19 protein-coding genes are annotated in these 18,681 nt (G+C 66.0%); 4 read left to right on the forward strand and 15 right to left on the reverse strand.

From position 1 onward, the window contains the following. Positions 1-58 precede the first annotated feature (58 nt). Positions 59-1,672: an apolipoprotein N-acyltransferase gene (gene lnt, locus AC1ROK_RS02430; RefSeq protein WP_492843474.1), complete on the reverse strand. Its 1,614-nt coding sequence runs from the start codon at positions 1,670-1,672 to the stop codon at positions 59-61. 158 nt (positions 1,673-1,830) lie between these two features. Between lnt and AC1ROK_RS02435 the strand changes: the two genes are divergently transcribed. After that, the gene (locus AC1ROK_RS02435) at positions 1,831-2,880 is read left to right on the forward strand and encodes a serine hydrolase domain-containing protein (protein WP_492843476.1); all 1,050 of its coding nucleotides are present in this window, start codon (positions 1,831-1,833) and stop codon (positions 2,878-2,880) included. A gap of 220 nt (positions 2,881-3,100) precedes the next feature. On the opposite strand, the gene AC1ROK_RS02440 is transcribed toward AC1ROK_RS02435, so the two are convergent. The 4 genes from AC1ROK_RS02440 to miaB form a co-directional block, all read right to left on the reverse strand. After that, the gene (locus AC1ROK_RS02440) at positions 3,101-4,150 is read right to left on the reverse strand and encodes a hemolysin family protein (RefSeq protein ID WP_492843478.1); all 1,050 of its coding nucleotides are present in this window, start codon (positions 4,148-4,150) and stop codon (positions 3,101-3,103) included. 44 nt (positions 4,151-4,194) lie between these two features. Beyond that, on the reverse strand, positions 4,195-4,668 hold the full coding sequence (gene ybeY, locus AC1ROK_RS02445; protein ID WP_492843480.1) for an rRNA maturation RNase YbeY: 474 nt from the start codon (positions 4,666-4,668) through the stop codon (positions 4,195-4,197). Next, the gene (locus AC1ROK_RS02450; protein ID WP_326867324.1) at positions 4,668-5,690 is read right to left on the reverse strand and encodes a PhoH family protein; all 1,023 of its coding nucleotides are present in this window, start codon (positions 5,688-5,690) and stop codon (positions 4,668-4,670) included. Before AC1ROK_RS02450 ends, ybeY begins: the two co-directional genes overlap by 1 nt. Before the next feature lie 96 nt (positions 5,691-5,786). Then, the gene (gene miaB / locus AC1ROK_RS02455; RefSeq protein WP_492843482.1) at positions 5,787-7,199 is read right to left on the reverse strand and encodes a tRNA (N6-isopentenyl adenosine(37)-C2)-methylthiotransferase MiaB; all 1,413 of its coding nucleotides are present in this window, start codon (positions 7,197-7,199) and stop codon (positions 5,787-5,789) included. A gap of 128 nt (positions 7,200-7,327) precedes the next feature. On the opposite strand from miaB, the gene AC1ROK_RS02460 reads away from it, so the two are divergent. After that, positions 7,328-8,515: a trans-sulfuration enzyme family protein gene (locus AC1ROK_RS02460; protein ID WP_492843484.1), complete on the forward strand. Its 1,188-nt coding sequence runs from the start codon at positions 7,328-7,330 to the stop codon at positions 8,513-8,515. Continuing rightward, a complete protein-coding gene (locus tag AC1ROK_RS02465) occupies positions 8,512-8,883 on the forward strand; it encodes a VOC family protein (protein WP_492843486.1) in 372 nt (123 codons plus the stop codon). The genes AC1ROK_RS02460 and AC1ROK_RS02465 overlap by 4 nt, the downstream gene beginning before the upstream one ends. Positions 8,884-8,899: 16 nt before the next feature. On the opposite strand, the gene AC1ROK_RS02470 is transcribed toward AC1ROK_RS02465, so the two are convergent. The 9 genes from AC1ROK_RS02470 to AC1ROK_RS02510 form a co-directional block, all read right to left on the reverse strand. Then, positions 8,900-9,700, reverse strand: coding sequence for a lysophospholipid acyltransferase family protein (locus tag AC1ROK_RS02470; RefSeq protein ID WP_492843488.1), 801 nt, complete (start codon positions 9,698-9,700; stop codon positions 8,900-8,902). Beyond that, positions 9,697-10,134, reverse strand: a complete 438-nt coding sequence (locus AC1ROK_RS02475; RefSeq protein ID WP_326867319.1) for a Fur family transcriptional regulator — start codon at positions 10,132-10,134, stop codon at positions 9,697-9,699. Before AC1ROK_RS02475 ends, AC1ROK_RS02470 begins: the two co-directional genes overlap by 4 nt. A gap of 30 nt (positions 10,135-10,164) precedes the next feature. Beyond that, a complete protein-coding gene (gene rimI, locus AC1ROK_RS02480) occupies positions 10,165-10,641 on the reverse strand; it encodes a ribosomal protein S18-alanine N-acetyltransferase (RefSeq protein WP_492843491.1) in 477 nt (158 codons plus the stop codon). Beyond that, positions 10,638-11,255, reverse strand: a complete 618-nt coding sequence (tsaB, locus tag AC1ROK_RS02485) for a tRNA (adenosine(37)-N6)-threonylcarbamoyltransferase complex dimerization subunit type 1 TsaB (RefSeq protein WP_492843493.1) — start codon at positions 11,253-11,255, stop codon at positions 10,638-10,640. The genes rimI and tsaB overlap by 4 nt, the downstream gene beginning before the upstream one ends. A 247-nt stretch (positions 11,256-11,502) precedes the next feature. After that, positions 11,503-12,060, reverse strand: a complete 558-nt coding sequence (locus tag AC1ROK_RS02490; RefSeq protein WP_326867316.1) for a NifU family protein — start codon at positions 12,058-12,060, stop codon at positions 11,503-11,505. A 79-nt stretch (positions 12,061-12,139) separates the two neighbouring features. Next, positions 12,140-12,616 (reverse strand): universal stress protein, encoded by a 477-nt coding sequence (locus tag AC1ROK_RS02495; protein WP_492843495.1) that lies wholly within the window; start codon positions 12,614-12,616, stop codon positions 12,140-12,142. 145 nt (positions 12,617-12,761) lie between these two features. Next, entirely contained in the window at positions 12,762-13,805 is a 1,044-nt protein-coding gene (trpS, locus tag AC1ROK_RS02500) for a tryptophan--tRNA ligase (protein ID WP_492843497.1), read from the reverse strand. A 157-nt stretch (positions 13,806-13,962) separates the two neighbouring features. After that, positions 13,963-14,988 (reverse strand): L-threonine 3-dehydrogenase, encoded by a 1,026-nt coding sequence (tdh, locus tag AC1ROK_RS02505; RefSeq protein ID WP_492843499.1) that lies wholly within the window; start codon positions 14,986-14,988, stop codon positions 13,963-13,965. Next, a complete protein-coding gene (locus tag AC1ROK_RS02510) occupies positions 14,988-16,184 on the reverse strand; it encodes a glycine C-acetyltransferase (RefSeq protein ID WP_492843500.1) in 1,197 nt (398 codons plus the stop codon). The genes tdh and AC1ROK_RS02510 overlap by 1 nt, the downstream gene beginning before the upstream one ends. 162 nt (positions 16,185-16,346) lie before the next feature. On the opposite strand from AC1ROK_RS02510, the gene AC1ROK_RS02515 reads away from it, so the two are divergent. Then, positions 16,347-16,916 carry a helix-turn-helix domain-containing protein gene (locus AC1ROK_RS02515; protein WP_492843502.1) on the forward strand — a complete coding sequence of 190 codons (570 nt, stop codon included), beginning with the start codon at positions 16,347-16,349 and terminating at the stop codon, positions 16,914-16,916. A 116-nt stretch (positions 16,917-17,032) separates the two neighbouring features. Here the strand turns inward: AC1ROK_RS02515 and murJ are convergent, their stop codons facing one another. After that, positions 17,033-18,595, reverse strand: coding sequence for a murein biosynthesis integral membrane protein MurJ (murJ, locus tag AC1ROK_RS02520; protein ID WP_492843504.1), 1,563 nt, complete (start codon positions 18,593-18,595; stop codon positions 17,033-17,035). Between the last annotated feature and the right edge of the window lie 86 nt (positions 18,596-18,681).

Here is an 18,681-nt window from a genome sequence, read left to right on the forward strand (position 1 = left end):
CGCGGTCAAGCCATATAAAGGAAGCTTTATGTCCCGCTGGGGCGCTGTTGCAGAAAATTCATGCGATGCGACGCGGGCGCCGGGACGCAATGAGCGAGCCGAGGATGCCGAGGACGACCGCCGCCCAGAACGGCAGATCGCCCAGCCGGTTGAACAGCGTGCCGCCGGGCACCGGTTCGGAGGGCACCACGTCGAGCACTCCCACCTGTTCCTCGGCCAGTTGCGCCACTACCCTGCCGAGCGGATCGACGCTGAGCGTCACCCCGGTATTGGCGGCGCGCAGCAGCGGCAGCCCGGTCTCGACCGCCCGCATCCTGGCATGGTGGGCATGCTGCGCCGGGCCGACCGAGCCCATGAACCAGGCATCGTTGGTGACGTTGAGAATGAACTGCGCCCCCGTCGGGTCGCCGATATCGCCGGGAAACACTGCCTCGTAACAGACCAGCGCCAGGAAGGGCGGCGTACCGGGCGGCGTCATCAGCCGGCGGCCGTCGCCGGCGGCCCAGCCATTGGTCCCCGGCACGAACTGGTTGATGCCGAACAGCCGCCAGAAACTCCGGAACGGCAGGTACTCGCCGAACGGCACCAGGTGCGACTTGTCGTAGCTCGCCACCACCTCACCATTGGAGTTGATGGCGAGGATGGAGTTGTAACCCGGGTTGTCGGGGATCGGCAGGCCGTCGTCGCCGAGCGGCTCGCGCGGCGCGCCGGTGAGCAGCAGCGTCGTGTCGGGCAGCATGCGGGCAATGCGCGCGATGCCGTCGGGGTAGTTGGTGAGAAAGAATGGGAACACCGATTCCGGCCACACCAGGTGAGTGATGCCGCTGAGGCCTGGATCGGCGGGCGTCAGCTTGCTTTCCGACAGGCTGATCAGCTGGTTGATGATCGCGTCGGGATCCGCCACCGACCAGTCGGCGTGCTCGAGGATCATCGGCTGCACCATGCGCACCTTCATGTCGGTGCGCGCGGTGAGGGTGGTGCTGGTGAGCCGCCAATTGCCATAGGCGACCTGCGCCGCGATCACCGCGATGGCGAGAAAGATCGGGATCAGTCGGCGCACCAGTCCGCGCTGGTCGGCCGGCCAGATCAGCGCCGGGGTCATGGCGATCAACGCCGCGATGAAGGTGAGGCCATAGCTGCCGACCACCGAGGCGAGTTGCAGCATCTCGTCATTGGCAGTCAGCGCATAGCCGAGCAGGTCGAACGGGAAGCCGGTGAACAGGTGCCCGCGCCCCCATTCGGCCAGTGCCAGGAAGCTGGCAAGGGTGACGATCCGGAAGGCGCCAGCCGACCAGAAGAGGTGCGCCAGGGCGCTGCCCAGCCCCCAGAAGATGGCGAGGATTGCTGCGAGCCCGACAATGGCGAACGGCATCAAGACGAGGAAGAAGCCGCCTTCCTGCAGGAACGCCGCGCCGAGCCAGTGCAGCGCCACGGTGAAATAGCCGATCCCGAAGCCGAAGCCGATCTGGAAGGCCGGGCCGACCAGCCGGCGCCAGCCCCGCCGGTGTTCGGCGCCATCGAGCGCCCAGACCCAGACGGGGAGGGTGAGGAACAAGGCCGGCAGCAGGAAAAACGGCGGGGCTGAGCCTGCGGCGATCGCGCCGGCCGCCAGCACAATCAGCAAGCGTCGCCAGCCATGGCTCAGCATCACGGTCTCGGCCAGCCAGGTCATGCGGCGCTCGAATCACAGGGCATGTGGCAAGGTCGCGAGGTGGGCGCGCCGGGTCAAGCCGGCAGCGCTACGGCGCCCAAACCTGGCGCAACCGTGATCAAGCGACCTCCCCGGTCGTGCCCCAGCATTGCAGCCCAGAGAACAAAGAGGAGACGACGGTGACCAACTGGAACAGAGCAACGCCCGAAGCGGCGGGCTTTGCCGCCAACCTCGAGCGGAAGCTGGCGGCGGGCTTCGAATCGGGACTGCTGCTGCCCATCCACGCCCTGCTGGTGAGCCGCGCCGGCAAGCTGGTGCTCGAGCAGTATTTCGAGGGTGAGGACGAAAGCTGGGGCGATTCATTGGGCCGCGTGCAGTTCGGGCCAGAGGTGCTGCACGACCTGCGTTCAGTGACCAAGAGCATTGTCGGGTTGCTCTACGGCATTGCGCTCGAGCGCGGCCTGGTGCCGGCGCTCGATGCGCCGGTGATCGACAGCTTCCCCGAATACCCCGATCTTGCCGCCGACCCGGAGCGGCGAAAGATCACGGTGGCGCATACCCTCAACATGACCATGGGCATGGAGTGGGATGAGAACAAACCCTATACCGACCCGACCAATTCCGAGATCGCCATGGAAATGGCGCCGGATCGCTACCGCTTCATCCTCGATCGGCCGATCATCGGCGCACCCGGCGAGAAGTGGGTCTATTCAGGCGGCGCCGTGGCGCTGATCGGCGCGCTGATCGAGCGCGGCTCCGGACAGAAGCTCCCCGATTTCGCCCGCGAGGCGCTGTTTGCGCCGCTCGGCATCACCGATTTGTACTGGTTGGCGGGGAGCGACGGCGTGGCGTCACCCGCCTCCGGCCTGCGCCTCACGGCGCCGGATCTGCTACGGATCGGCGCCATGCTGGTCGATGGCGGTCGCCACGAGGGGCGGCAGGTGGTGCCCGAGGCGTGGATCGAGGCGTCGTGGACGCCGGCAATCCAGACCTGGGATGGGCTCGGCTACGGCCGCCTCTGGTACATCCACGAGGCCCCGGCGCCCGGCTACGACAAGCCGGTCCGCTGGGTCGGCGCCTTCGGCAATGGCGGCCAGCGGCTCTGGCTGGCCCCGGAAGCCGGCATCGCCTGCGTCATCAATGCCGGTGACTACAACCTGTTTGACCGCTGGGTCACTCCGGCTCGCATCTGGCGCGAGATCGTGGTGGGGAACCTGGTGCGGGCTTGATTGGGAGCACGGCCGGATCGACTCACGAGGGGCCGGGTGGCTCGGCCGTTGACCCACCCACCGGATGTCATCCCAGCGAAAGCTGGGACCCATTTCACAGCCCGCGCCGAAGGAGAGTTGGGTCCCAGCTTTCGCTGGGATGACAACCGTAGGTGGGGATAGCACTGTGGTCTGTATCCACCGTCGCTACCCATTCGCCCCCCGTGGGTCCAGGCGACGTCTACTCCGCCGCCGGCGCCTGGGTATCCTCCGGCGCCTTCGCCACCGGTGGCTTCGGCGGCCGAGGTTTGGGCTGCTTCAGCCGCTTGATCTTGACCCGTTTGACCTGGCGGCTGTCGGCTTGCAGGATTTCGAACTCGAACCCCTTGATGCCGTTGACGTGCTCGCCCTTGGCGGGGACGTGGCCGGCCAGTTCGAACACCAGACCGCCCAGCGTGTCGACTTCGTCGGCATGGCTGCCGGGGTCGAAATCGGGGCCGATCACCTCCCGCACTTCCTCGAGCTCGGCACGGGCCGAGGCGATGAAGACGTTGGAGTTGACCTTGCGGACCAGCGCCACGTCGTCGTCGTGCTCGTCCTCGATCTCGCCGACCACGGCCTCTAGCAGGTCCTCGATGGTGACGAGGCCGTCGGTGCCGCCATATTCGTCGATGACCACGGCCATGTGCACGCGTTTCAGCTGCATCTGCTGCAACAGGTCGCCCACCGGCATCAGCGGCGGCACGAACAGCACCTGGCGCACCAGGTCGAGCTTTTCGAGTCTCGAACGGAGCGGCGTCGAGACGAGTTTGACCGGCACACTGGCTTCGGGGTCGGTCACTGGCTCGGTGATCCGGCGCAGCGCATCCTTGACGTGGATGAAGCCGATAATGTTGTCGAGGCTGTCGGCATAGACCGGCATGCGCGAATGGCCGACCTGCCGGAAGCGGGTAACCAGCACGCCGAGCGTCTCTGAGGTTTCGATCGCCTCGATGTCGGCGCGCGGGATCATCACGTCCTCGACCCGCTTTTCGGCAAGGTCGAGCACGTTCTTCAGAATCGTGCGTTCGGACTGGGTGAAATCGGCGGTGCCGCCGTTGTTCTCGCTCTCGAGCGCCACTTCGAGGTCGTCGCGCAGCGACACTGTGCGCATGGCGATGAGGCCGCGCAGGCGGTTCCAGAGCTTCTGCCCCCACGTGGCCGTGGGGGCGGGACTAGAAGGAGGCTCGTTGTTGGACTTGGTTTGCGCCGGTTTCTTGGGCGGCGCGGACGGACTGTCGGAGTCGTTCATCGGGTATGGCCGCGTGCGGCCTTCAATTCATCGGAGGGTGTAATTTAGCTATCGGCGTAGGGATCGGCAATGCCGAGGCTCGCGAGGATCTCGGTTTCGAGTCCCTCCATCTCCTCGGCGTCCTCTTCCTCGATATGGTCGTAGCCCAACAGGTGCAGAAAGCCGTGCACCACGAGGTGAGTGAAATGGGCCTCGAAAGCGATGCCCATCTCCTCGGCTTCCTTCTCCACCGTCTCGCGCGCCAGCGTGATGTCGCCAAGCAGTCCCGAAACCGGCGCGAACGGCTCGATCTGCGGGAAGCTCAGGACGTTGGTGGATTTGTCGAAGCCGCGCCATTGCCGGTTGAGCTCACGCTGCTCGGCATCATCGGTCAGGACAACCGATACCTCGGTGACGCCGGTCACCTCGGCTTCCGACTGTTTCAGCGCTTGCCGAATCGCAGTTTCGGCCACGGCCTCGAGGGCGTCGGGCCAGCCCTCCGCGTTGACCGCGAAGGCGATTGATAATGGGGCTTGCATCAGGCCTTCGTATTGTTCTCGGCCAGCCGGCGCGCGGTATCGGCCTCGTAGGCGCGAACGATCCGGCCCACCAGCGCGTGACGTACCACGTCCTTGTCGTTGAAGCGCGAGATATGCACGCCCTCGACCCCATCGAGCAGATGCACGGCCTCGATCAGCCCGGATTTCTCGCCTCGCGGCAGGTCGACCTGGGTCGGATCGCCCGTGACGATCATCTTGCTGTTCTCGCCCAGCCGGGTCAGGAACATCTTCATCTGCATCGAGGTGGTGTTCTGCGCTTCGTCGAGGATCACCACGGCATTGGCAAGGGTGCGGCCGCGCATGAAGGCGAGCGGCGCCACCTCGATGATGCCGGAGGTGATGCAGCGTTCCACATGCTCGGGGCGCATCATGTCGTAAAGCGCGTCATAGAGCGGGCGAAGGTAGGGATCGACCTTGTCCTTCATGTCGCCGGGCAGGAACCCGAGGCGCTCGCCGGCTTCGACCGCGGGACGGGAAAGGATGATGCGGTTGATGTCGCCGCGTTCCAGCAGCGTCGCAGCGTGGGCGACGGCGAGATAGGTCTTGCCGGTACCGGCCGGGCCGACGCCGAACACCAGTTCGCTCCGGTCCATGGCGCGCATATAGGCGTCCTGCGCCGGGGTGCGGGCGACGATGGTGGCCTTGCGGGTCGCGATCTGCGCCATGCGCACCCTGCCCTTCTTCTCGAGCGTGGGCAGCGTCAGCTGGCTGTCCTCGGTCTCGATCATGCGGATGACGCCGTCGACGGTCGACACCTCGATCTGCTGGCCCTCTTCGAGCTGCTCGTAGAGCGACTCGAGGACACGGCGCGCCTGGTCGACGGAAGTGGCGCCGCCCTTCAGCATCACATGGTTGCCGCGCGGGGTCGCCTGCACGGACAATCGCTGTTCGATCAAAGCCAGGTGCTGGTCGAAATCGCCGTAGAGTTGCGCGGCGAGCTTGTTGTCTTCGAAGGCGAGTTCAAGCTGGGAGGACGGGCCGTGGTCGGTAGACGGGGGCAAATGCCTGCTCAAATCTCTGGGGCTCCACTTTGATGGTCGCCCGGTCGAACCGGAAAAGTCTGCAACTTTTCCTGACCAGGCTCCGACAGTGCGGCCTCAGATATGGGCCGCGATGGCTTGAGACTCAATAACGCTAGCAGGATTCGGTTCCGCGACTGTGACAATCTTGCCGATGAGGGAATTATTCCGGGCTTCAACGATCTCGACCGGAATGATCTGGCCGATCAGCCGGGTCGGGCCATCCATATGCACGGCCTGGAGGTACGGCGAGCGGCCGCCGATCTGGCCGGGCTGCCGGCCGGCTTTCTCGATCAGCACCGGCAGGGTGCGGCCGACCACCGAGCGATGGAAGGCGTGCATCTGGGCGTTGATCTGGTCATTGAGCCGCTGCAGGCGCTCGGTCTTGTTCGCTTCGGCAACCTGGTCGTCCATGCTCGCACCAGGTGTGCCGGGGCGGATCGAGTATTTGAAGGTGTAGGCCGAGGCGTAGCCGACATCCTTGACCACCTGCAGGGTCTGTTCGAAATCGGCATCGGATTCGCCGGGGAAGCCGACGATGAAATCGCCCGACAGCGCCATGTCCGGGCGGGCCGCCATGATGCGCTCGATCACCCGCATGTACTCGGCGCGGGTGTGGCGGCGGTTCATCGCCTTGAGGATGCGGTCGGAGCCGGCCTGGATCGGCAGATGCAGATAGGGCATCAGGGCGTCGAGATCGCGATGCGCCTCGAGCAGCTCGTCGGTCATGTCGAGCGGATGCGAGGTGGTGTAGCGGATGCGGGCAATGCCGGGGATTTCGGCCAGCCGGGCGCAAAGCTCACCCAGGCCGACGCTGCGGCCGCGGACATCGAGGCCGTGATAGGCGTTGACGTTCTGGCCCAGCAGCGTGAGCTCACGCACCCCGGCTTCGGCGAGGTTGCGGGCTTCGCGCAGCACCTGCTCGACCGGGCGCGACACCTCACTGCCGCGGGTATAGGGCACGACGCAGAACGAACAGAACTTGTCGCAGCCTTCCTGCACCGTGAGGAAGGCGGTGAGGCCGCGGGCGAGGGTGACCTCCTTCTTTGCCGCCGGCAGGTGCTCGAACTTGTCCTCCTCGGGGAAGTCGGTGTCGACGACCTTCGCGCCATTGTGGGCGCGGGCGATCAGCTCGGGCAGGCGGTGGTAGGATTGCGGGCCGAACACCAGGTCGACGGCCGGCGCCCGGCGGACGATCTCGTCGCCCTCGGCCTGCGCGACGCACCCGGCGACACCGATCATCAGGTCCTGGCCATTGGCGCGCCGCTCCTCGCGCAGGTCGCGCAGCCGCCCCAGCTCCGAGAACACCTTCTCCGAGGCCTTTTCGCGGATATGGCAGGTGTTGAGCACCACGAGATCGGCGTCTTCCATCACCTGCACCGGCTCATAGCCGTGCGGCGCCAGGGCATCCGCCATGCGGTCGGAATCGTAGACGTTCATCTGGCACCCGTAGGTCTTGATGAACAGCTTCTTGGGCGTGTGCTCGGTCATGGCCGGCTGAATACACCGAAGTGGGGTGGAGTGCAAAAGCGCAGGGGGCCGGCCCGCCCTGCCACCCCCACCGTGGGGGTGGCCCCACGCGCCGGATTGAGGCACGTTCCCTGCTCGGAGAAACCACCATGACCAACCACCTCTACACTCTGGCCCTGCATGGCGGCGATGGCGCCCGGGTCGTCGGCGAGCCGCTGGCGCCGGCGCCGGTGCTGTCGACCACCTATTTCACCCACCCCGATGCGGTGGGCTTTTCCGCTTCGGACCTCCAAGCGGACGCACCGCATTTCTACACTCGCTGGAGCAACCCGACGCTGGAGCTCCTGGAAAAGCGCCTGGCGCTGCTCGAGGGCGGCGAGGCGGCGCTGAGCTTCGGCTCGGGCATGGCGGCAATATCAGGGTTGTTTACCGGCCTGCTCAAGGCAGGCGACCACCTGGTGCTCTCCGACGTCTGCTATGCCGGGGTCGCCGAATATGCCCGGCACGCCTTGCCGCGGCAGGGGGTGGAGGTGTCGTTCGCCGACAGCTCCAACCCCGACAATGTCGCGGCAGCACTGCGGCCCAACACCCGGCTGGTGCATATCGAGACCCCGGCCAACCCGATCCTCAAGCTCACCGATATCGCCGCGGTCGCCGCCATCGCCCATGCCGGCGGGGCCGAGCTGTCGGTGGATTCGACTATTGCGACGCCGGTCGGCACCAACCCGCTCGCGCTCGGCGCCGATTATGTCTGCCACTCGCTGACCAAATACCTCTGCGGCCACGGCGACGCGCTGGGCGGGGCGGTGATCGGTCGCGCCGACGCCATCGCCGCGCTGCGCAAGGATGTGCTGATCCACCACGGGGCGGTGCTGTCGCCATTCTCGGCCTACCTGATCCTGCGCGGGATCGAGACGCTGGGCCTCAGGATGGAAAAGCACCAGGCCAACGCCCTGATGGTGGCGGAATGGCTGGAGCGGCACCCGAAAGTGCGGCGCGTGCTGTGGCCCGGGCTCGCCAGCCACGAGCAGGCCGAGCTGGCCCGCCGGCAGATGCGCAACTTCTCCGGGCTGCTGAGCTTTTCGGTCAACTCCGACAGCGCCGGCATGGCCCGGCAACTGGCCGAACGGCTGAAGCTCGTGAGCTACGCCGTGTCGCTGGGCAAGACCAAGTCGCTCTGCTTCTACATCCCGACCGAGGATATCCTGCGCGCCTCCTTCGCCCTTGCCGACGAGCGCACCTATCGCGACTGGGCCGGCGACGGCGTCTTCCGCGTGTCGGTCGGTATCGAGGACGCCGAGGCGATCATCGCCGATTTCGATGAGGCGCTGAAATGAGCGGCACGCTGAAGGAGATCGTCTTCGATTGCAGCCGGGCCGCGCCCTTGGCCCGCTTCTGGGCGGCAGTGATCGAGGGCTATGCGGTGCGCCCCTATGACGACGAGGAGATCGCCCGGCTCGCCGGGCTGGGCCTCACCCCCGAAACCGATCCGGTGGTGATGGTCGATGGCCCCGGCCCGACGCTCTGCTTCCACGAGATCGAGCGCGGCCGCGTCCAGGGCCGTATCCATCTCGATGTGAAAGTGGGTGATCGGCCGGCCGAGCGCAACCGGCTCATCGGCCTCGGCGCCGCCGTGCTGCGCGAAGCCGACGGCTACACGGTCATGGCCGACCCCGAAGGCAACCACTTCTGCCTCGTCGACTAGGCCGTTGGCTGAACGCCTATTCCGCCGCAACCGGCAGCGGCGTGCCGCGGTTGAGCGCCACCAGCATGCGGCGGACCTCGTTCTCGGTCTGCTTGGCCAGTTCCTTGCGGTTGGCGCCGGAGCTCAGCGGACGCGGCGTGCCGAAGGCGAGGGTGACCTCGCGGGTGCCGCCGGTGAGGATTTCCTTGATGTTCTGCTTCACCGACTTGGATTTGATCCAGGCGATGAACGAGCGGTCGGTGCGGCCGACCGGCAGGCCCTGCAGCTTGGTATAGGCGATGGTCAGCGGCTGGATCATTACCTCGGCGGCGCCGGCTTCCTCCATGGCGTGCTGGGCGGCGCCGATCAGTGCCGAGCGGAATGGCAACACGTGCGTGCCGAGGTCGGACTGACCCTCGGCGAACAGCAGCACCGCGCCGCCCGAGGCCATGCGCTTGCCCATCTCCTCGCTGACCCGCTTGGCGTCGCTGCGCTTCTTGCGATCGACATAGAGCGTGCGCTGCAGCGAGGCCATGAAGCCGACGAAGAACCATTTCTGGATCTCCGATTTGGCGACAAAGGTGACGTCGGCCTTGGAGCCGATGGCGATGATGTCGGTCCACGAGATGTGGTTGGAAACGATCAGCGTCGCCCGGTCGGTGGAGGGCGAGCCGATGACGTTCACCTTCATGCCGAGGAAGGTGCAGCCGAACCAGTGAAACCAGCGCGGGATCTGGTTGTTGAACCACGGGCTGCGCGAAACGAGGAACTGCAGCGGCACGAACACGATGAGGAACGGCACGTAGCAGAAGATGAAGAACAGGACGCGAAGGATCATTTGTGCGGTTCGTCCGACTTGAGCGGCACAGCATAGAGCTCCAGCCGATGGTCGACCAGCCGGTAGCCCAGCCGCTTGGCGATCACTTCCTGGATGGCCTCGATCTCTTCATTGCGGAACTCGATCACCTTGCCTGAGCGGATATCGATCAGGTGGTCGTGATGCTCGTCCGGGATCAGCTCGAAGCGGGCTCGCCCGTCCTTGAAGTCGTGCTTGGTGACGAGCCCGGCTTCCTCGAACAGGTTGAGCGTGCGGTAGACGGTGGAGAGCGAGATGCGCGCGTCGATGGCCGAGGCGCGGCGATAGAGCTCCTCCACATCGGGGTGGTCGACGGCCTGCTCGATCACCTGCGCGATGACCCGACGCTGGTCGGTCATCCGCATCCCCTTCTGGGCGCACTGCTCTTCGAGAGTTTGAATGCCGGGTTTGCTCATCGGGCGTCCCCCGTTACCAATGAAAAGGGGTTAGCCAAGATCGCTCGCCATGACAATAGCGGTGGCCGGCGTGCCGTCGGGACGCGGGTAATAGCCCTTGCGCTCGCCGACGGTGGTAAAGCCGAACTTGCCGTAGAGCTTCAGCGCCGCGCTATTGTCGGCGGCCACCTCCAGCAGCATCCGCTTGGCGGGGCTCATCCGCGCCGCCTCGAACAGCGCTCGCATCAGCAGCGCGCCGACGCCCTTGTTCCGCCATTTGCGATCGACGGCGATGCTGATCAGCTCGACCTCTTCGCCCAGGTGCCGCAGCATGGCGAAGCCGGCAATGCGCCGGCGGCTGTCGCAGGCGACATAGACCGGCGTATCCTTGCCGGCGACATAGGCGGCGAACTCTTCGCGCGTCCAGCCGCGATAGAACCCCTCGGCGTGCAGCCGCGCGATGGTCTCGGTATCGGCGCCGCGGGCCGGCTCGACATGCAGCGCATTGGGGGAAAGCCAGAAGTTCATTGTCCAACCCTCGGCCCGACCCTCGCGACACGGAACTTTTCCTGCGGCTTGGCATCGGCGTCGCGGATATAGGCCGCCTCGGGCGGGTAGCCCGTGGGGTCGGCACCGGCCGCAAACCGCGCCAGCGCCGTGATATCGACCAGCGGCGAGGTGATCAGTCCGGCGCCGGTGGGCACGCGGCGGCGCGCCTCCTCCATCGGCAGCACCTGCGGCTCGCCGATCGGGATGGCCGGGCCGCTGAACAGCTGGAAATAGGCTTCCTCGCGCCGCGCATCGAGCAGCACGGCGGTGGCGTCGCATTGCGTCGTGAGCGACAGCGCCAGCAGCGACGGTACGCCGATCACCGGGATACCGAGCGCCAGTCCGAGCCCGCGCGCCGCGCTGAGCCCGATCCGCAGCCCGGTGAACGAGCCGGGGCCGGTGGTGACGGCGATGCGGGTCAGGTCCTTGTAGGCGACGCCGTTGCGCCCTTGCAGTTGATCGATTGCCGGAAAGATCCGTTCGGCCTGGCCCTGCGCCATCTCCTCGATCAGCGTGTCGGCATGATCGTCCATCAGCAGCGCCAGTTGCAAGCGCGGCGCGGCGGTATCGATGGCGAGAAGGACGCTGGACATGTGGGAGAGATAGGGGTTCGACGGTGGGTTGTCACGGGGGATGACTGAAGCAGACGGCCCCCTCCCGGCCTCCCCCATAAAAGGGGGAGGTGAAGAGTCGAGGCTCTTTCTTCGATCGTGCCAAACGCACCGGCGGGGCACCTCCCCCTTCATGGGGGAGGATGGGAGGGGGCCGTCTCTATCGGTCAGTCGAAAAAACAAATCGCCCGGCACAGGGCCGGGCGATTCAAAACTCAATTCGCAGCGTTCAGACCTGCTGCACGGCCTCGACGCCCGGCACGAAATGCCGGAGCAGGTTCTCGATGCCGCTCTTCAGCGTCGCGGTCGAGGACGGGCAGCCCGAGCAGGCGCCCTGCATGTGGAGGAACACGGTGCCCTCCTTGAAGCCCTTGAAGGTGATGTCGCCGCCATCCATGGCGACGGCCGGACGCACGCGGGTGGCGAGCAGTTCCTTGATCACCTCGACGGTCTCGGCGTCGCCTTCCTCGAAGAACTCTTCGCCGGCGACGACTTCCGCCGTGCCGTCAGCGAGCACCGGCTTGCCGGAGAGGAAGTGCTCCATGATCACGCCGAGGATCGCCGGCTTGATGTGGCTCCACTCTGCCGTGTCCTTGGTAACCGAAATGAAATCCGAACCGAGAAACACGCCCTCGACGCCGGGAACGTCGAACAGGGCGGCGGCCAGCGGCGAGATGGCGGCCGATTCGGCCTGCCGGAAATCGCGCGGCTCACCCACCAGCACATCGCGGCCGGGCAGGAATTTCAGGGTCGCCGGGTTCGGCGTCGCTTCGGTCTGGATGAACATCTGAGGTTCGGACTCGTGTTAGAACAATTCCAAACTAGTGTTTTGAGGCCCGAAATGCAAGGGTCCGGCCGGGACGGTCTCAGGTCACCGCGACGATCTGCTCGTCGGTCATGGTGCCCGGGATGATGGTGACGATCACCGGCAGCGCCGCCTGGCCGGCGCGAGTGGCGAAGGCGCTGACCAGCGGGCCCGGGCCTTCCTTGCCGCCGGCTGCGGCGATCACCAGGATGGCGATGCCGGGGTCCTCGGCTACCAGCCGTTCGATCTCGCCGACGACGTCACCCTCGCGGATCACCGTCTCGGTGCGGATGCCCTCGCCGATCTGGCCGATGCGGGCGCGCTTTGTGTCGAGCAGCCGCTCGGCCTCCTCGCGGGCCTCGGCGCGCATCACTTCCTCGACGCCGAGAAACTGGGTGAAATCCTGGCTGTCGATCACCGACAGCAGCACCACCGTGCCGCCGGTGCGCTTCACCCGGTTGGCGGCGAAGGTGATGGCGCGATCGGCTTCCTTGCTCTCGTCGATGACGACGAGAAACTTGCGTTTATATTCGCTCATGCTGTCAGCCAAAGCGCCGCACCTTCAGCCAGAGCGCTTTCAGGAAAAGTTGCAGACTTTTCCGGTTCGAAAGCGCGACCAAGTCCATGCTCAAAGATGCGGCATTGTTCCAAATGCGCGGCGGGGCCGCAAGCGGCGCAACAAATCAGCGGACGAAGCCGACGATCTTGCGCACGTCGTCCATGATCGGCACGGCGATAGCGCGGGCCCGGTCGGCGTTGCGGCGGAGGATCTGGTCCATCTCACCCTTGTCGGCGACCAGCCGCTTCATCTCGGTGGCGATCGGCGCCAGCACAGCAACCGCGAGGTCGGCTAGGGCCGGCTTGAACTTGCCCCAGCCCTGGCCGCCGAATTCGCCCAGCACCGCATCGACCGACTGGTCGGAGAGCGCCGCGTAGATGGCGACGAGGTTCTCCGCTTCGGCCCGCCCGGCAAGACCCGCGGCCTCGCTCGGCAGCGCGTCGGCGTCGGTGGTAGCGCGCTTGATCTTCTTACTGATCGTGTCGGCGTCATCCATCATGTAGATGGTCGACATGTCGGAAGCGTCGGATTTCGACATCTTCTTCTTGCCGTCCTTCAGCGACATCACCCGCATCGCCGGGCCGGTCGACAGCGTCTCGGTCAACGGGAAGAAGTCGTCCTTGAAGCCCAAGCCTTTGATCTGCTTCTTGAAATCGTGGTTGAACTTCTTCGCGATATCGCGCGTCAGCTCGAGGTGCTGGCGCTGGTCGTCTCCGACAGGCACGCCCGTCGCCTTGTAGAGCAGGATGTCGGCCGCCATCAGCGACGGGTAGGCGAACAGCCCGAGCGACACCGCCTCGGAGTTCTCGCCGCCTTCGGCGCCGGCCTTGTCCTTGAACTGGGTCATGCGCGTCATCCAGCCGACGCGCGCCACGCAGTTGAAGATCCAGGCGAGTTCGGCGTGTTCGACCACCTGGCTCTGGTTGAAGATGATCGATTTATCGGGGTCGAGCCCGGCGGCGATGTAGGCCGCGGCGATCTCGTAGGTCCAGCGCCTCAGATCCTCGGGGTCCTGCCACACCGTGATCGCGTGCATGTCGACGACGCAGTAGATCGTCTCGTGCGTTTCCTGCAGCGGCACAAAGCGCCGGATGGCGCCCAGGTAGTTGCCGAGATGCAGGTCGCCGGACGGCTTGATACCGGAAAAGACGCGCGGGGTGAAAGCCATGAGGGGAGTCCCTAGAGGTCAGGGGTTTGCCTCTACCCCCCTCCCAACCTCCCCCGCAAGGGGGGAGGTGCCGTTTCGTGCGTGTGGCTCGATGTGGAAACAACCCACCGACCGGCATCCCCACCTTTGCGGGGAGGGGGCGGAGAGCCCGGGTGCCTCAGCTCCAGTCCAGGACGATCTTGCCCTTCTCGCCACCGGCCGCCAGCTTGAACGCCTCGGCATAGTCGTCGGCCGACATGCGGCGGGTAATGACCTTCCTGATGTCGAGCCCCGACTCGAGCATGGCCAGCATCTTGTGCCAGGTTTCGAACATCTCGCGCCCATAGATGCCGCGCAGCGTGATCATGCGGAACACGATCTTGCCGAGGTCGAAGATGAATGGCCGGGCCGGCACGCCGAGCAGGGCAATGCGGCCGCCCATCACCATGTGGTCGATCATCTGGTCGAGCGCCGCCGGCGCGCCACTCATCTCGAGCCCGACATCGAAGCCTTCCTTCATGCCGAGCCGGTCCATCACGGCGCGAAGGTCCTCGGTCGCGACATTGACCGGCACCACGTCGGCGACCTCGGTGGCGAGCCTGAGCCGCTCGGGGTTCACGTCGGTGATCACCACATGGCGCGCCCCGACATGCCGGGCGACCGCCGCGCCCATGATGCCGATCGGCCCGGCGCCGGTCACCAGCACATCCTCGCCGACAATGTCGAAGGCGAGCGCCGTGTGCACGGCATTGCCGAGCGGATCGAGGATGGCGCCCAGTTCGTCATCGATCGCGTCGGGCAGCGGGATGATGTTGAAGGCCGGGATCCTGACGAACTCGGCGAAGGCGCCGGGGAGGTTCACCCCGATCCCCTTGGTATCGGGGTCGAGGTGGAACTTGCCGGCCCGCGAGGCCCGGCTCTTCATCCCGACGACATGGCCTTCGCCCGAGACGCGCTGGCCCACCTTGAGGTTACGAACCTCGGCGCCGATGGCAGCGATTTCGCCGGAATACTCGTGGCCGGTCACCAGCGGCACCGGCACGGTTTTCTTGGCCCAGTCGTCCCAGTTGTAGATGTGGATATCGGTGCCGCAGATGCCGGTCTTGTGCACCTTGACCAGCACATCCTCGGGGCCGATGTCGGGGATCGGTCGTTCTTCCATCCAGATGCCCGGCTCGGACTTGGCTTTGACCAGGGCGCGCATCAGATCACTCCTACTTCCTTGCCGGCCTCGGCAAAGGCGCCGATGGCGAAGTCGATATCGGCGGCCGACAGGGCGGCCGACATCTGCGTGCGGATCCGGGCCTTGCCCTTGGGCACCACCGGAAAGAAGAACCCGGCGACATAGACACCGCGCCGGTCGAGGGCAGCAGCAAGGTTCTGCGCCAGCGTCGCTTCGCCCAGCATCACCGGGATGATCGGTGTCTCGCCGGGGAGGAGATCGAAACCAAGCTCACCCATGCGCTGGCGGAAGGTCCGGGTATTGTCCTTGAGCTTCTGCCGCAGGTCGTCCGCCCCTCGGGCAATCTCGATCGCCTTGAGCGAGCCGGCCGTGACCGCCGGGGCGAGGGCGTTGGAGAAGAGGTAGGGTCGCGCCCGTTGGCGCAGCAGGTCGATCACCGCCTGCGGGCCGGTGATGAAGCCGCCCATCGCGCCACCCAAAGTCTTCCCGAAGGTGCCGGTGATGATGTCGGGTTCGGCGCCGGTCAGCGCGCCGGTGCCACGCCCCTGGGGGCCCAGATGGCCGGTGGCATGGCAGTCGTCGACGGCAATTATGGCGCCATACTTGTCCGCCAGCGCGCGGATCTCCGGCAGTTTGGCGATATAGCCATCCATCGAGAACACGCCGTCGGTGACGATCAGCCGGAAGCGGGCATTGTCGGCGACCGCCTGCTTCAGCTGGGTCTCGAGATCGTCCATGTCCGAGGTCTGGAAGCGGTAGCGCCTGGCTTTGCTAAGCCGCACCCCGTCGATGATCGAGGCGTGGTTGAGGCTGTCGGAGATGATCGCGTCGTCTTCGGTCAGCAGCGTCTCGAACAGCGCGCCATTGGCGTCGAAGCAGGCGGCAAACAGGATCGCATCGTCCTTACCAAGATAACGCGCTATGGCGGTCTCCAGCTCGCGGTGCAGGTCGAGCGTGCCGCAGATGAAGCGGACCGAGGCCATGCCGAAGCCATACTGCTCGAGCGCCGCGGCGGCAGCGTCGGCGATATCAGGGTGGTCGGCGAGGCCGAGATAATTGTTGGCGCAGAGGTTGACCATCTGCCTCGGCCCGCTGGCCCCTGCAACGGTCACCTGGCTGCCCTGCGGCGAGGTGATCAGCCGCTCGCGCTTCATCAGGCCCTGCGCCTCGATGTCGGCAAGCACGGTCCTGAGGTGATCGAGATATCCGGTCTGCATGTCATTCCTCCGATATGGAGGAAATTCCGCTATAACGGACAGATAGTCAAGTGATCGCGGAATTTCCGCTTGGCACGGCTATTGTGCTCGAGCAAAGTGGGCGCGCTCTCGAACCGGAAAAGTCTGCAACTTTCCTGATCACGCTCCATGGACAAAGGCAGCATGGCAAGCACTGAAGCCCCCGATATCGGCCCGATCATCCAGCGCGAACGCAAGGCCCGGCACCTGACGCTGGAGCGGCTGGCAGCGCTCTCGGGCGTGTCACGCTCGATGCTGAGCCAGATCGAACGCGGCGAATCGAACCCGACCTTCGCGGTGCTCTGGGGGTTGACCCAGGCGCTGAAGATCGACCTTGCCGACCTGATCGCCGGCGGCGTGGCGCATCGGCGCGCCGCCCCGGTCGACGTAGTGACGGTGCCGCTGACGCCGGAGATCAACAGCCCCGAAGGGCATTGGCGGCTGCGCATCCTGAGCCCGACCGCGATGGCTGGCAGGGTCGAGTGGTACGAGGTCGAGATCGCCCCGGGCAGCCGGCTCCACAGTGCCCCGCACGCCGCCGGCACCTTCGAGCACCTGACGGCGCAGACTGACGGGCTGCGGGTGAAGACGGCTTTGGGCGAACAGCTGCTGGGCGCCGGCGAGACCGCCCGCTACCGCGCCGATGTCGAGCACGAGATCGCCAATGACGGCAAGCTGCCGGCGCGGGCGCTGATGGTGGTGGTGTACGAGTAAGTCACTCGTTGTCCGGTGCGGGCTGACCCCACCCCTGTCCCCTCCCTGCAAGGGGGGTGACGCTCACACCAACATCTCAGTCCGCGTCTCCAGGGTGGGGGGCCACAGCCACCGGACTAACTGCGCCGCCGCCGCAACCGCCGCAGCAGCCCACCCAGCCGTTGCACCCCGGTGAGGTGCGCCAGCGCGAAATAGAGCCCCGCGCCGAACACGCAGAGCGCCAGCAGCGCCAGCCCCTGCGCCGGGAAGAAGTACCCTGGGTCGAACACCGGCCCGAGCAGCAGCACGAGGCCGTAGAGCGCGCCGGACATCACCAGCGTCAGCAGCAGAATCATCCCCTCCTGCCGCCACTCCGCCCCGCTGATGGTGAAATGGCCGCGGCGGGCAAGGAAGATGGCCAGCAAAACGACGTTCGCCCAGGCGGCGATCGAAGTGGCGAGCGCGATGCCGACATGCTTCAGCGTCGGGAACAGCGCCAGCGACAAGACAATATTGATGATCAGCGAGACGAAGGCGAACCAGGTCGGCGTCTTGGTGTCCTTGCGCGAGAAGAACCCCGGCTGCAGCACGCGGATCAAGACGAAGGCGGGGAGGCCCACCGCGAAGGCGATGAGCGCATGCGAGACGTTGACGCTGTCGGTCGGCCCGAAGGCGCCACGCTCGAACAGCACCCGCACCACCGGCAGCGCCAGCGCGATCAGCGCCCCCGCCGCCGGCATCGACAGCAGCATGGAGAGGAACAGCGACTGGCTCTGGCTCTGCCGCGCCTCGAGGTCGCGCCCGGCGCTCAGGTGGCGGCTGAGCTCAGGCAGCAGCACCGTGCCGATGGCGATGCCGATAATGCCGAGCGGCAGCTGGTACAGCCGGTCGGCATTGTAGATGATCGACATCACCTCGTCGGCGCCCGAAGCGATGATGGTGCCGACGAAGATGTTGATCTGGGTGATGCCGCCCGCGATGATCGCCGGCACGGCGAGGATCCAGAAGCGCCGGACCTCGGTATCGAAGCGCGGCCAACGCAATCTTGGGACGAACCCGGCGCGGCGGATCGCCCCGTAGACCAGCGCCAGCTGGGCGATGCCGCCAAGCATGGTGGCGATCGCCACCCAGAACGCCGTGTCCGGCGCCTCGAGCGTCAGGATCGCCAGCGGGATCAGCGCCCCGATATTGACGATGTTGAGCACGATCGGCGCGAACGCGGCGGCAAAGAACCGCCCGAGGCTGTTGAGGATCGCCGCATAGGCCGCCATCAGCGACATGCAGGCGAGATAGGGGAACATGATCCGGGTGAGGAACACCGTGAGATCGAACTTCTCCGGGTCGCCGACAAAGCCGGGGACGAACAGCACCATGATCTGCGGCGTAAAGATCTCGACCAGGATGGTGACGATGAGGATCGCCGCCACCAGCCAGCTCATGATCCGGCCGGCCAGTTCCTTCGCCCCCTCATTGCCCTCGGTCTCGAGGGCGGTCGAGAACATCGGCACGAAGGCGGTGTTGAACGCCCCCTCGGCGAACAGCCGGCGGAACAGGTTGGGGAAACGGAACGCCGCATTGAAGGCGTCCGACACCGGCGAGATGCCGAGCACCGCCGCCATCAGCGCATCGCGGGCAAAACCGAAAATGCGCGAAACGAGGGTCAGCCCGCCGACGGAGAGGAAGTTGCGGTAGAGGCTCAACGATGCTCGCGCCGAATCGGCGGCTCCTGCGCCTTCTCCCCTTGCGGGAGAAGGTGGCCGACAGGCCGGATGAGGGGTATGCGGCC

This window comes from Devosia sp. GW821-FHT12F11 (genome assembly GCF_058806655.1).